Below are 12,747 nucleotides of genomic sequence, written 5' to 3' on the forward strand. Positions count from 1 at the left end.
TTCTTTCTATTTTAGAATATCCCTGATATCGCGCAGGCCTGTGTTAGTAGTTACGACCATAACGGTGTCTCCTACTTGGATGGAGTCCTGGCCACGGGGAATGATAATTTTTCCTTTGTGATTAATACAGCATAATAAAAGATTGTCTTTTAAATTCAGTTCCATCAAAGGGACGCCCACGACAGGAGAGTTCTCACGGATACAAAACTCTAAGGCTTCTGCACGCTTGTCGAGAATTTTATATAGGGTTTCCACGTTACTTCCCTGGGCGTTTTGAGTGGCGCGTACATATTTCAGAATGTAATTGGCTGTCAGATATTTAGGGTAGACGACACTGCCGATGTCCAGCTCATTAATGATGTCATTGAAAGTGATACGGTTGACTTTTGCTATAATTTTGGCATTGGAGTGCTTCATCGCAAACAGGGAAATCAAGAGATTTTCCTCATCAAAGTTTGTGAGACTGACCACAGATTGAGTATTATGAAGCCCTTCTGATAGCAGCAGAGTCTCGTCAGTTCCATCCCCATAGAGAATATTGGCTTTTGGGAGCAAGTTACTTAGCTGTAGGCAGCGGTCTTTATCGTTCTCAATGACTTTTACACGAATTCCCATGTCCAAGAGTTGGTGAGCCAGATAATAGGTGATTTTTCCTCCGCCGATAATCAACGTATCTTTTACTCTATGAGTATTTACACCGATTTTTGAGAAAAATTTACTGGCGTTTTGAGGCGTCGCCATGATGGAGACGTTGTCGTGATCTCGAAGTACGAAGTTTCCATTCGGTATGGTGACTTCCTCTTTGCGTTCGATGCCGCAGACTAAGACATCGCAGTTTAACTTCTCCATGATGTCCATCACTCGCAGTCCGTCTAGACCAAACTCCGGGCGGAGTTTAAATTTCAAGAGTTCAGCGCGCCCTCTCGCGAATGTGTCGATCTGTATGGCTGAGGGAAAACGCAGAAGCTTTGCAATTTCCCTTGCGGTAGCCAGTTCTGGGTTGATAATCATTGAAATTCCTAGTTGTTCTTTGATAAAGTTGATTTCTTTGTTGTACATGGAGTTGCGGACTCTCGCTATGGTATGGCATTGTCCTGCTTTTCGGGCAATGAGGCAGCAAAGGAGGTTCAGTTCATCAGAGGCTGTGACCGCGATCAAGAGATCTGCCTCTTCCACGCCGGCCTCCAATTGGACATTGTAGCTTGCTCCGTTTCCCTGTACGGTCATAACATCATAATCGCTCACGGCAGTCTCCAATTTCTTTTCTAGCAAATCTACGACAACCACGTCATGACCTTCTGAATACAGCTGTTCTGTCAAAGTGGAACCTACTTTTCCAAAACCCACGATGATTATTTTCATTTTCTTTTCCATCCTATCCTTGTATCTTTATATAATTTTAATGTAAAATTAAAAAACATTATATCATATTTATGCTGTTAGTCAATTTGAGTTCAGATATTTCGACAGGAAAATATAACAGTTCAGCCAGAGGCATTCGCAAAACCGCACGGTGTGCTTGTCGTGGCTGATGCCACTGTTTTTCTCATAGAAAAGCGCTCAGCTTATACAGATGACCGCTCGCAAAAACATACAAGTATGTTTTATTCTTCTTGTACACGGTATGGCTGGACTGTTACAGAAAAATAAATTGTAACTTGCCGAAAAAACGTATATGATAGAAAGGATGATGAACAAAGTTAGGAGGTAAGAGCAATTTGGAAATGATTGTAAGAGCATATCGGCCGGAAGATTTGGTGGCTATGAATAGAATTTGGAATGAAGTGGTGGAGGACGGGATTGCCTTTCCGCAAATGGAGCTGCTTGATGGAAAGAGCGGCAAAGAATTCTTTGCAACACAGTCCTACTGCGGTGTCGCTGAAGAGAAAGGAGAAATTGTGGGACTTTATATTCTTCATCCCAACAATGTGGGACGTTGCGGACATATCTGCAATGCCAGTTATGCAGTAGCTTCAACGCACCGGGGAAAAGGAATCGGAGAAAAATTGGTGACAGACTGTATGAGACAAGGAAAGAGACTGGGATTTCGGATTTTACAGTTTAACGCGGTGGTTCGTACCAATACCGGAGCTCGCCATCTCTATGAGAAGCTGGGATTTCTTCCTTTGGGCTGTATCCCAGGAGGGTTTCTCATGAAAGACGGGCATTATGAGGACATTGTTCCGTACTATCATCAACTATAGAGGAGGAAAAAGATGCAGATTGAAGGATTGGATGAATTTATCACCCAGTTTCCGGTATTTGAATACCGGATTGTGAGGACAGAGAAGCTTTCTTTTGAGGAGAGAGTCAGACAGATTTGCCGGCAGGAATGTGACAGATACGGGACTACCTGGGCCTGCCCCCCAGCAGTGGGAACCGTGGAGGAATGCAAAGAACGCTGTCTGGCATATTCCCATGGACTTCTGTTCTCCTCAGTGGCAGAGGTGAGCGATATTATGAATATGCAGGAACTTTTGGACACCCGCATGGCGCATGAATCCATTACAGACAAGATCGGAAAGTTTTTGCAGGCGGAGGGTTATGAAGTGTTTATTCTTTCCACAGAGTCCTGCGATATCTGTGAACACTGTACGTATCCTGATGCTCCGTGTTGTAACCCTGGGCGAATGCACCCCTGCCTGGAAAGTCATGGAATCGTGGTCACAGATATTGTGGAGGCAGAGGGGATGGAGTACAATCTAGGCGGCAATACGATTCTTTGGTTTTCTATGATTCTTGTGAGAGGACAGGCATAAGGACAGGCCCTGAAACATATGTTAGTTAATAAAAGCCAGTCTTTGCCAAGAGTCTCTTGGGGAGAGCAGGAGATTGTATGGGGAAACGATATCATCGTTGGAAAGAAAATGTCGTCAATTCGTTGGAAATCCCCAGGGATTTGGCGTGGCAGGATTCCATCTTAACAGTTACCGGGGACCAGGTCTGTCTGGAAAATTACCGCAGTATCTTAAGTTATCAGCCGGATTTGCTCTGTGTGCAGTTAAAGAGAGGCCGGATGAAAATACAGGGTAAAGGTTTGAAAATTGTCTATTACACGAAGGAAGAAATGCAAATCAGCGGCTGTGTCAACAAAATTAGTTTTGAGCGTTGAAGTGGGGGAAAATCATTGAGAAATTACCTGGAAAGCTGTTTACGCGGATATGTTCTTCTTTCAATAAAAAGTGAAAAGGCCCAGCGCTTTTTTCATCTGTGTGGGTTTCATGGGCTGGTTTTGTGGAATATTGACTGTGTTTCAGACCAGTATCAGGCATATCTGTCTGTTCCAGATCTGCGAAAGCTTCAGCCCATTTGCAGGAAAACTCACACAAAGATTCATATTCTGGAAAAACATGGACTGCCTTTCTTTTTTTATAAAAACAGAAAAAGAAAGGCGTTTTTTGTGGGGATTGTTTTGTGCATGTGTCTGTTATATGGATTTTCTACACATATCTGGCAGATTCAGATCACAGGCAATCATACCAACAGTACACCAGCTATTCGGGGATACTTAGATGAACTAGAGGTCTTTCAGGGGGTACAAAAAAATCGGTTGAATTGTGCGAAAATCTCTGCGGCTATTCGAGAGGAATTTCAAAATATCACCTGGGTGTCCACAAAGATAGAAGGAACGAAACTCTTGATTACCGTTCAGGAGAATGATATTCAGGCGGGAACTGTGAAAGAAGACCAGGCTCCTAGCGATCTGGTGGCGGAGCATACAGGAAAGATTGTCTCCATGGTGACAAGACAGGGGGTTCCCCTAAAAAAGCCCGGAGACACGTGCAAAAAAGGGGAAACGCTGGTGAGAGGTCAGGTGGAGATCAAAAATGACAGCCAGGAGGTGGTTCGCTATGAGTATGTGGATTCTGACGCGGATGTGAAGATTGAATATCAACTGCAATATGAAGATATATTTCCGTTGAAGTATCAGGAACGCGTATATGAAAAAAAGGAAAAGCATTCCTATGGCCTATGGCTTGGGAATTGGAGAGTTTTTCTGGGGAGAGAACAGAAGGCAGGTAAAAACCAGGATAGTTTCACACAGTGGCTGCCTTTGGGTATTACGAAAGGATTTCCAATTCCAGTCTATCTAGAACGTAGAAGCCTCCGCTCTTATCAGACTGTTACGCGTTACTATTCTGAGAAAGAGGCGAGGCAAAAGGCGTCAGAAAGACTTCAGAATGTCTTTGAAAAGCTACTGCAAGACGAGATTGAGATTGTACAGAGCAATGTGAAAACCACAGTCAATGAAAAGTCTTGTATCAGCAGCGGAAAGCTGACGGTGAGAGAGATAGCAAAGAAAAAAGTGCAGATTCAAGACTTGTCACAGCCAGAGCAGGCAGCCGAAGAAAAAGCAGATGATCTTGATGGGGAGTAAACTTACATAGCGGAATCATCACATTTTCTGGAAAAAGGGGTAGAAATCTTCTAGAATAATGTTAAAATAGCAAAAGAGAATAAATCTAGGCTGTGAGATGGCGAAAAATTTTCATAGGTTGCAGCCAGAAGAAAGGAAACCTGCAGATGAGCAATAACATTATGGAAGCATTGGTGGATTTGCCGGCTGAACATGAGAGAAATATATTTGGACAATTTGACGAACACCTAAAGATTATTGAGCGGACCTTAAACGTGACCTTGATTGCGCGGGATGGTGTGCTGAAGATTCTGGGGAATTCTTTCCGGACAGACCAGGCCAAACGATTGATGCTTCAACTTTTGGAACTGTCTAAAAGGGGGAATATGATTACGAAGCAAAATATCAATTATGCTCTCTCGCTGTTGATGGAGGAGAAAGAAAGTGCTCTGACAGAGATAGATAGCGATCTGATTTGTAACACGATTCAGGGGCGCCCGATCAAGCCAAAAACCTTAGGACAGAAAAATTATGTAGATCAGATACGAAAGAATATGATTGTCTTTGGCGTGGGGCCTGCGGGAACAGGAAAGACTTATCTGGCAATGGCGATGGCGGTCACCGCTTTTCGCAATGAGGAAGTCAACCGTATCATTCTCACAAGACCAGCCATTGAGGCGGGGGAAAAGCTGGGATTTTTACCGGGAGATCTTCAGAGCAAGGTGGATCCTTATCTGCGCCCGTTGTACGATGCTTTATACCAGATCATGGGGCCAGAGAGTTTTGCAAAGAATATGGAGAGGGGGCTGATTGAAGTGGCTCCCCTGGCTTATATGAGAGGCAGGACGCTGGATAATGCCTATATTATCCTGGATGAGGCTCAGAACACCACGCCAGCTCAGATGAAGATGTTTTTAACTAGAATTGGATTTGGTTCAAAGGTCATCGTGACCGGGGATGCATCCCAAAAAGATCTTCCGTCAGGAACTACGTCTGGTCTGGATGTGGCAATGAAAGTGTTAAAAAAGATAGAGGGAATTTCCTTTTGTGAGCTCACCAGCAAAGACGTGGTGCGTCATCCGTTGGTACAGAAAATCGTACAGGCTTACGATGCCTATGAGAAAAAACTAAACTCTCCTAGGAGGAAGAAAAATTATGACAATATTCATTGAGAACGAGTATGAGGGAGAGATTTTCGTGGACTGTGCCAGCTATGCCAATCTGGTGGCTGAGAAAGTTCTGGATATGGAAGGTTGTCCCTACGAGGTGCAAATCAATCTGGTACTGACAGACAACGAGGAGATTCAAAGAGTCAATCAGCAGTTTCGGGATATCAATGCTCCCACGGACGTTCTGTCTTTTCCCATGATACCTTTTCCGACTCCCGGTGATTATAAAATTCTGGAAGAGGAGGATTCTTATTTTGATCTGGACACGGGAGAACTGATTCTAGGGGACATTATGATTTCGATACCGCGGATGGAAACGCAGGCACAGGAATTTGGTCATAGCCAAGTCAGAGAATTCAGTTTTTTGGTGGCTCACAGTATTTTACATTTGCTGGGGTATGATCACATGACTCCGAAGGAAGCGGCCGTGATGGAGGCTAAACAGTCTCAGGCTTTGGAAGAATTACAGATTCGAAGATGAAGCTAAGACAAAGGATTTAAAAATAGATTTTGACAACTGCATAAATTTAAGACTACTGCCGATACTATAGATAAATCACCCACATTACGAAAAAAGGAGCAAGTACTATGCGAAAAGTATTCTATGGTATCGGTATTTTTATGGTTTTATGTCTGTTGACTCTGGGGTCTTACGGAACCTATAAGATTTCTGATATGCGTTTGAAGATGATTGATATGGAGAAACAGTTGGAAGAGCAACAGTCCCTTCAAACGGATACTGTGAAAAATCAGATCGGTGCGGACACACAATGCACCATTGAAGAGTATGACAAAAATTCTGGTGAATTGCGTCAGAGAACGAAGGTGACTTCTGCGAATCTGCTGGGGATGAATCGGCAGGAGTTGGTGGATTTTCTAAAGAAGAGCCAGACTCCCTATTATAATTACAGTCTCGTGGCCTTCTCGCCTCAGCATGTGGTAATCCGCCAGACGAGAACTTCTTATGAGACTTACTATCTGACAGAGGAGGAAGGAAAGGTTCAGGTCTATAAAGGGGACAAGGAGACACTCTATGAGCCCACGGAAATTGCGGTGGACCAACTTCCAGAAAATCTACAAAAAGAAATTCAGACGGGCAAGTACTTAGACTCAGAAGAAGACTTATATAACTTTCTAGAAAATTATTCCAGTTGAGTTCCATCAGCCGCCTTATGGCGGCTGAACTGTTGTCCGGGAGGCCCTCAAAATACAGGATTAGGGTAGACGAACTACGAAAAATGTTGTACACTATAGAAGATTAAAACTAAAGGGGCGACATAAGTGAATTTTCGTGAAGCATTGAGAGAAAAACAAAGAGTTGTGGTGAAGGTGGGAACCTCCTCCTTGACCCATGCCGAGACTGGAAAGCTGAATCTGACCAGGCTAGAGATCCTGGTCCGGGAACTCAGTGATCTGCGCAATCAGGGAAAAGATGTGGTGCTGGTTTCCTCTGGGGCGATCGGAGTGGGCAGCGCAGCTTTGGGGCTGGGCGGAAAACCTGCCGAACTTGGGAAGTCTCAGGCCTGTGCGGCTGTGGGTCAGGCTAGGCTAATGATGATTTATCAGAAACTGTTTATGGAATATAACCAGATGTCAGGGCAGATACTGATGACGAAAAACACACTGCTCAATGACTTAAATCGGTACAATGCCCGTAATACTTTTCAGGCCTTGCTGCAAATGGGTGTGATTCCGATTGTAAACGAGAATGATACGGTTTCTACATACGAGATTCAATTTGGGGATAATGATACGCTGTCAGCGATTGTGGCGGCATTGATCGGAGCAGATCTTTTAATTCTGCTGTCGGATATTGACGGTCTGTTCTCTGATGATCCGCGCACAACCCCGGGTGCCAAATTTATTGATTTGGTTGAGAATTTGGATGAACATTTTCTGCGGATGGGAAAGGCCACTACCGGGAGTAAGGTCGGAACCGGCGGTATGGCCACGAAACTTTCAGCAGCAAAAATCGCCACGTCGGCGGGGGCGGATATGGTGATTGCTAATGGGGAAGACCCTCATGTGCTGCACAAAATTCTGGAGGGAAGAGATTACGGCACGCTGTTCGCAGCGAATCCTAGGGAAGAATTTTACCTGTTGGACTATATCAAAAATATGTGAGGGATAAAACATGGACAACTTGAACATTGACCGCATCAACGCATTGGCGCATAAGGCAAAGAGCGTCGGTCTGACGGAAGCGGAAAAAGCAGAGCAACAAGAATTGCGCCAGGAATACATCGCCGCAATCCGAAGGTCTTTGAGAGGACAGCTAGACAACATCGACGTGCAGCAGGCGGATGGGTCAGTTGTAAATTTGGGAGAGAAGTATGGAAGAAAAAAAGGTAATTAGAAAACAGATTTTTGCAAAGAGAAAAGAACACACCGATCAGCAGATCGAAAAGCTGAGCAGACAAGTGACAGAGCAGGTACAGTCTTTGGCTGTATTTCAGGAAGCGGATAAGATCTATGCCTATGTAGATTACAATCATGAAGTGATGACGGGCTTTTTGATCGAGGAGGCATGGAAGAGAGGCAAAAAGGTTGCGGTGCCGAAGGTTGTGGGAAAAGATTTGGTGTTCTACGAACTGAAGAGTTTCGACCAGCTAGAGGAGGGATATTTTCATATACCGGAGCCGGCTCGCGGAGAAATCGTAGACTGGACAGACCCGCTGATGATTATGCCAGGTGTTGCTTTTGATTGCCAGTGTCACCGTGTGGGCTACGGCGGCGGTTTTTACGACAGATTTCTGGAGAAGCATCCGAATATGAAGACAGTGGCTGTCGCTTTTGATTTTCAAATGGTGGAAAAAGCGCCGTGGGAGGAGACCGATATCCAGCCGGAGTATGTGGTGACAGAGAGAAAAATTTATAGGAGATAGAGGGACAGATATGGGATTGTTAGAGGAAATTGGAGCAAAAGCTAAGGCAGCGGAACCAAAACTTCGGAATCTGCCGACGGTGAAAAAGAATGAAGTGTTGGCGACGGTGGCGGAAGTTCTAGTAAGAGAGCAGCAGAAAATTCTGAGGGCGAATGAGAACGATGTGGCCGCGGGCAGAGAAAAAGGGATGTCTGTGGGGCTGATTGATCGCTTGCAGTTGACATCTGAGCGAATCGAGGCAATGGCAGAGGGCCTGGAGCAGATTGTGGGTCTGGAGGACCCTGTAGGAGAAGTTTTAGGGATGAAACGCCGTCCTAACGGACTTATGATCGGTCAGAAGCGAGTGCCTTTAGGAGTCGTGGGAATCATCTATGAAGCACGTCCTAACGTGACGGCAGATGCGTTTGGGCTGTGTTTCAAGACGGGCAATGCGGTAATCTTAAAAGGTGGCAGTGACGCACTCTGTTCCAACCGGGCGATTGTAGAGTGTATTCAAGAAGCCTTGGAGGACTGTGGGGTCACAAAGGACGCGATTCAATTGATCGAAGATACTTCTAGGGAGACTGCAGCTGCCTTTATGAAGCTGAATCAGTATGTGGATGTGCTAATTCCCAGGGGAGGCAGAGGGCTGATTCAGGCTGTGGTCAATCAGAGTACAATTCCTGTCATTGAGACCGGTACAGGGAACTGCCACATCTATGTGGATGAGAGTGCAGATCTTCAAAGCGCAGCGGACATCGTGGTCAACGCAAAGACTCAGAGAGTCGGTGTGTGCAATGCCTGTGAATCTTTACTGGTGCATGAAAAGGTGAAGGATGCTTTTCTTCCGGTTTTGGCGGACAGGCTCAAAGAAAAGCAGGTAGAGATGAGAGCTGACGAGAGGGCTCTGCCACTGATGAAAGGAGCTATCCAGGCTACGGAAGAGGACTGGGGAACGGAGTATCTGGATTATATACTTTCCATTAAAGTTGTGAATTCTGTGGAGGAAGCTATCGCCCATATCAACCGTTACAACACAAAGCACTCAGAGGCAATCATCACAGAGAGCTATCGAAATGCGCAGATGTTTTTGGACCAGGTGGATGCGGCGGCAGTCTATGTGAATGCGTCCACGCGGTTTACCGACGGTTTTGAGTTTGGATTCGGCGCGGAGATCGGAATCAGTACTCAGAAGCTTCATGCCCGTGGTCCCATGGGTCTGTTGGCATTGACGACGACGAAGTATATTATCTATGGAAACGGACAGGTACGGCCATAGACTTTTCGAGTATTTTGTGGTATAGTAACTATATTATCTTATGCAAAATGTGAAACGTATATTTTTTGACTACATGGAATTACAATCCGGGGAGGAAAAAGTAAGATGAGAAAAGCTAGATTATATGCATTAACTTTAGCGGCGATCTTGGTAGTCAGCGGTGCGCCGGTGTATGGTGCAGCCGAAGAAACTCTAGACGAGAGTACCCAGGAGCAAGATGCCGAAGAAAACGTGACAGAAGGCGAAAGCGAACTGGAAGATGAGGCTGCTTCTAGTTTTGAACAGGACGGAGAAGAAAATAGTGTGAATTCTTCTGCCGGTACAGTAGAGCAGAGTACAATAGAGGAGAATTCTGGAATGGAGGAAGACGAGCAGACACAAGAGCCGACTGTACCTTCCACTGAAAATCCAGAAGACACAGATACTCCCGCAGAGGAGACCAAAAAAGAGTATACAGTCAAAACAGAAGTTGAGCTGAAAGATGCTCTAAAAGAAGCTGAGACTGTGAGTCAGAAGGAGATTACGATCTTCGTCGAGCAGAAGATCACTCTTACTGAGAATACAGAGATCAAAGTTCCAGAAGGAAAGACCCTGACGATCGCCCGTAACAGCGGTTACACCGGAGTCCTGTTGGAAGTGAAGGGAACCTGCAGTCTGAAAGGCGGAGTAGTTATCGACGGTGCGGCGGCGAACACGAAGAACGCAAAAGAGTCTGCGTCTGTCAAGGTTCTCTCAGGAGGCACACTCACCATTGAAAACGCCATTTTGAAAGGTAACAACAACACAGAAGGAAATGGCGGAGCTATTGAGAACGAAGGTACCGTACAGATGTCAGGCGGTTCCATTAACAGAAACACTGCTGCAGCCGGCGCGGCGATTTATAACAAGGGAACTCTGGTACTAGCAGGCGGAGCCATTGAGAATAACAAGGCAGCCAAAGGGGCGGTCTATGTGGATATTGCAGCGAAGGAGACGAAGGTATCCGGCAATGTCAAGATCAGTGGAAACACCAAGGACGGCAAGACAGCCTGTAACCTCTATTTGGCGGAAGGCAAATCCTTTGTGGTAGCTGGAAATCTGAAGAAGGATGCTGCTAAGATTGGGGTTACTTACGACGGCAAGGTGGACGAGGAGGGTGTCACTGTGTACACCAAAGCTAACGATAAAGTACAGATTGATGCTGGAACCATTGTTTCAGACGACAGTACGGGATACATTATTGAAGACGGCGTAATGACTACTGTTGTGCCGACTGGCACACCGACAACGACTCCAACCACAACGCCAGCGCAAACAGACAGCTATGATGCTACAAAAGAGAAGAGCAAGAATGTAATTAAAGGGCTGGCAACATCCTATAAAAAAGGCGCAAAAGCTACTTTTACTGTAGTAGGAGCAGGACTGGACAGGGAGCCAAAGGTGGGAGATACCGCTTATGTTCCTGTAAAATGCAGTGTAGAGAAGGGAAGTAGTACGTATAAAGTTGATGATCTTGTCGTGAACAGCGAGGGAGAGTATGAAGGCACGATGCAGATGAACGCGTCGGAGGGAGAATATACCCTGATTGCTTACTATGAGTTAAAAGAGTGGAGCGACGATACCACCAGCTGGGATGAGGCAGATGCGGCTAATCCATCCAAGGCGGAGGATAAAGAGGCTACTGCGACGAAAACGTTTAAGGTTATCAGCACCACGACGACAAAGAAAGCTACTCTGACACCTAAAAAGTCAGTTACCTCCAGCAGCGCAAAAAAATCAAAAAATGCCAAGACTGCGGACGAGACTCCAATCCTTCCGCTGGCAGGATTGTGTGCAGCTTCCGTGCTGGCCGGAGGCCTTGTGGTGACACGCAGAAGAAAGAGAGAGAACGAGTAACGATAGAAAATAGAAGATTATTTTCAGAGGAGAGACAGGGCATCCCACACAGTTGGGGTGCTCTCTTTGTTATGTTAGCGGTGCGACGGCGCACAAAGTGAGGCTGCCCACTTTGTTCTTCTACTTTTCCTATGTGCCGCATATATACTATAAGATTCATCTGCAAAGAATATGCCGGGTTTCGGAGATGAATGATGTCGGCGAATGCCGACCCGAATCCCGCGCCAAGACTCGTGGCGAGTCTTGAACTGAGGGAGGTTTTGACGGTGGAAGGGTTACAAATCAGTACTTATGAATCTATTTACTATCAGCTTCGAGAGCTGTCCCAGCGTTATCGTGATTTTACCCGATTTCGCTTGATTGGACAAAGTCACGATGAGAGAATGATTCCTATGCTGGAAATCGGCAAAGGAGAGCAAGTCCTCATCTGTACCGCCGGAATCTATGGTCGAGAGAAGAGGAACACAGAATTTCTCGTGAAGATGGCCGAGGAATACTGTCAGGCGTATGAGTGTAGCCGGTTGATTGAACGCCAGTATCCAGTGGAAGAGCTGTTGGATGGTACCAGTATCTGTATCGTGCCGCTGGTAAATCCCGATGGCTATGAGATCAGCCGAAGAGGATTCACGGCTATCGGAAATCCGATTTTACGGCAGATGTTAAAAATGCTCCGGCAGCCGCACGAGACGTGGAAATGTAATGCCAGAGGCGTGGATTTACAGGGGAATTTTCCGACAGAAGGGTATCAAAGACATTCTATCCACGATCATGCAGCCAGTGAAAATGAGACCCGTGCTCTGCTCCATGTCTTTCAGGAATACGAGAGCGTGGGGTATCTGGATTTTCGGAATAAGGAGACCGTACGTAGACGTTCCCGGAATACGCTGCTGCTGAGATATTCCAAGAGGGGGCGAAAGATCGCCAGATCTTTGAGCAGACTTTCCCAGATGAGAGAGAAATCTCAGGAGATGGTTCCGACCTATGTGGGAAGCAGCTCTCTGGAATACTACAGCGAACTGACGGGAAATCCTGCGGTCGCGGTGGAGACAGCGGAGGATCAGGAGATCGAGTCGGCCAGAGATTTTCAGGAGATCTACGAGGAACTGCACACAGTGCCTCTGGAATTTCTGCAGTCGGAGGGCAGGGGAGGAGAAAAACCGAGGAAAAAACTTGCAACCGGGCAGACAGGTTGATATAATGGCA

Annotated in this window: 14 protein-coding genes; 13 read left to right on the forward strand and 1 reads right to left on the reverse strand. The window is 45.9% G+C overall.

What is annotated here, in order from left to right; translation table 11 throughout:
- Window positions 1–6 precede the first annotated feature (6 nt).
- Window positions 7–1,362 (reverse strand): Trk system potassium transporter TrkA, encoded by a 1,356-nt coding sequence (trkA, locus tag BLHYD_RS07960; RefSeq protein ID WP_040350272.1) that lies wholly within the window; start codon window positions 1,360–1,362, stop codon window positions 7–9.
- Between the two features lie 362 nt (window positions 1,363–1,724).
- Here trkA and BLHYD_RS07965 point away from each other — a divergent pair, with 362 nt between their 5' ends.
- From BLHYD_RS07965 to BLHYD_RS08025, 13 genes are all read left to right on the forward strand, one after another.
- Entirely contained in the window at window positions 1,725–2,204 is a 480-nt protein-coding gene (locus tag BLHYD_RS07965; protein ID WP_005945535.1) for a GNAT family N-acetyltransferase, read from the forward strand.
- A 12-nt stretch (window positions 2,205–2,216) separates the two neighbouring features.
- Window positions 2,217–2,759, forward strand: coding sequence for a DUF2284 domain-containing protein (locus BLHYD_RS07970; RefSeq protein WP_005945536.1), 543 nt, complete (start codon window positions 2,217–2,219; stop codon window positions 2,757–2,759).
- A gap of 77 nt (window positions 2,760–2,836) precedes the next feature.
- On the forward strand, window positions 2,837–3,112 hold the full coding sequence (locus tag BLHYD_RS07975; protein WP_005945537.1) for a YabP/YqfC family sporulation protein: 276 nt from the start codon (window positions 2,837–2,839) through the stop codon (window positions 3,110–3,112).
- 15 nt (window positions 3,113–3,127) lie between these two features.
- A complete protein-coding gene (locus tag BLHYD_RS07980) occupies window positions 3,128–4,378 on the forward strand; it encodes a sporulation protein YqfD (protein ID WP_005945538.1) in 1,251 nt (416 codons plus the stop codon).
- A 146-nt stretch (window positions 4,379–4,524) separates the two neighbouring features.
- The gene (locus tag BLHYD_RS07985; RefSeq protein WP_021844762.1) at window positions 4,525–5,529 is read left to right on the forward strand and encodes a PhoH family protein; all 1,005 of its coding nucleotides are present in this window, start codon (window positions 4,525–4,527) and stop codon (window positions 5,527–5,529) included.
- The gene (gene ybeY / locus BLHYD_RS07990) at window positions 5,513–6,007 is read left to right on the forward strand and encodes an rRNA maturation RNase YbeY (RefSeq protein WP_005945540.1); all 495 of its coding nucleotides are present in this window, start codon (window positions 5,513–5,515) and stop codon (window positions 6,005–6,007) included. Before BLHYD_RS07985 ends, ybeY begins: the two co-directional genes overlap by 17 nt.
- 107 nt (window positions 6,008–6,114) lie before the next feature.
- Window positions 6,115–6,681 (forward strand): hypothetical protein, encoded by a 567-nt coding sequence (locus BLHYD_RS07995; RefSeq protein ID WP_005945542.1) that lies wholly within the window; start codon window positions 6,115–6,117, stop codon window positions 6,679–6,681.
- A gap of 126 nt (window positions 6,682–6,807) precedes the next feature.
- On the forward strand, window positions 6,808–7,650 hold the full coding sequence (proB, locus tag BLHYD_RS08000) for a glutamate 5-kinase (protein WP_005945544.1): 843 nt from the start codon (window positions 6,808–6,810) through the stop codon (window positions 7,648–7,650).
- A gap of 10 nt (window positions 7,651–7,660) precedes the next feature.
- On the forward strand, window positions 7,661–7,882 hold the full coding sequence (locus BLHYD_RS08005) for a DUF896 domain-containing protein (RefSeq protein ID WP_005945546.1): 222 nt from the start codon (window positions 7,661–7,663) through the stop codon (window positions 7,880–7,882).
- Window positions 7,860–8,411 carry a 5-formyltetrahydrofolate cyclo-ligase gene (locus BLHYD_RS08010; protein WP_005945548.1) on the forward strand — a complete coding sequence of 184 codons (552 nt, stop codon included), beginning with the start codon at window positions 7,860–7,862 and terminating at the stop codon, window positions 8,409–8,411. The genes BLHYD_RS08005 and BLHYD_RS08010 overlap by 23 nt, the downstream gene beginning before the upstream one ends.
- Before the next feature lie 10 nt (window positions 8,412–8,421).
- Window positions 8,422–9,669: a glutamate-5-semialdehyde dehydrogenase gene (locus BLHYD_RS08015; protein WP_005945550.1), complete on the forward strand. Its 1,248-nt coding sequence runs from the start codon at window positions 8,422–8,424 to the stop codon at window positions 9,667–9,669.
- 105 nt (window positions 9,670–9,774) lie between these two features.
- The gene (locus tag BLHYD_RS08020) at window positions 9,775–11,544 is read left to right on the forward strand and encodes an LPXTG cell wall anchor domain-containing protein (protein WP_260784510.1); all 1,770 of its coding nucleotides are present in this window, start codon (window positions 9,775–9,777) and stop codon (window positions 11,542–11,544) included.
- A gap of 266 nt (window positions 11,545–11,810) precedes the next feature.
- Window positions 11,811–12,737, forward strand: a complete 927-nt coding sequence (locus BLHYD_RS08025; protein ID WP_021844765.1) for a M14 family zinc carboxypeptidase — start codon at window positions 11,811–11,813, stop codon at window positions 12,735–12,737.
- The last annotated feature ends 10 nt before the right edge of the window (window positions 12,738–12,747 follow it).

The organism is Blautia hydrogenotrophica DSM 10507 (genome assembly GCF_034356035.1).
Lineage (GTDB): Bacteria > Bacillota > Clostridia > Lachnospirales > Lachnospiraceae > Blautia_A > Blautia_A hydrogenotrophica.

Coding starts and splice junctions, on each gene's coding strand:
- BLHYD_RS08010 (WP_005945548.1), top strand. CDS start 7,860: ATGGAAGAAAAAAAGGTAATTAGAAAACAGATTTTTGCAAAGAGAAAA.
- BLHYD_RS08020 (WP_260784510.1), top strand. CDS start 9,775: ATGAGAAAAGCTAGATTATATGCATTAACTTTAGCGGCGATCTTGGTA.
- BLHYD_RS07995 (WP_005945542.1), top strand. CDS start 6,115: ATGCGAAAAGTATTCTATGGTATCGGTATTTTTATGGTTTTATGTCTG.
- trkA (WP_040350272.1), bottom strand. CDS start 1,362: ATGAAAATAATCATCGTGGGTTTTGGAAAAGTAGGTTCCACTTTGACA.
- BLHYD_RS08015 (WP_005945550.1), top strand. CDS start 8,422: ATGGGATTGTTAGAGGAAATTGGAGCAAAAGCTAAGGCAGCGGAACCA.
- BLHYD_RS07985 (WP_021844762.1), top strand. CDS start 4,525: ATGAGCAATAACATTATGGAAGCATTGGTGGATTTGCCGGCTGAACAT.
- BLHYD_RS07965 (WP_005945535.1), top strand. CDS start 1,725: ATGATTGTAAGAGCATATCGGCCGGAAGATTTGGTGGCTATGAATAGA.
- BLHYD_RS07970 (WP_005945536.1), top strand. CDS start 2,217: ATGCAGATTGAAGGATTGGATGAATTTATCACCCAGTTTCCGGTATTT.
- BLHYD_RS08005 (WP_005945546.1), top strand. CDS start 7,661: ATGGACAACTTGAACATTGACCGCATCAACGCATTGGCGCATAAGGCA.
- ybeY (WP_005945540.1), top strand. CDS start 5,513: ATGACAATATTCATTGAGAACGAGTATGAGGGAGAGATTTTCGTGGAC.
- BLHYD_RS07975 (WP_005945537.1), top strand. CDS start 2,837: ATGGGGAAACGATATCATCGTTGGAAAGAAAATGTCGTCAATTCGTTG.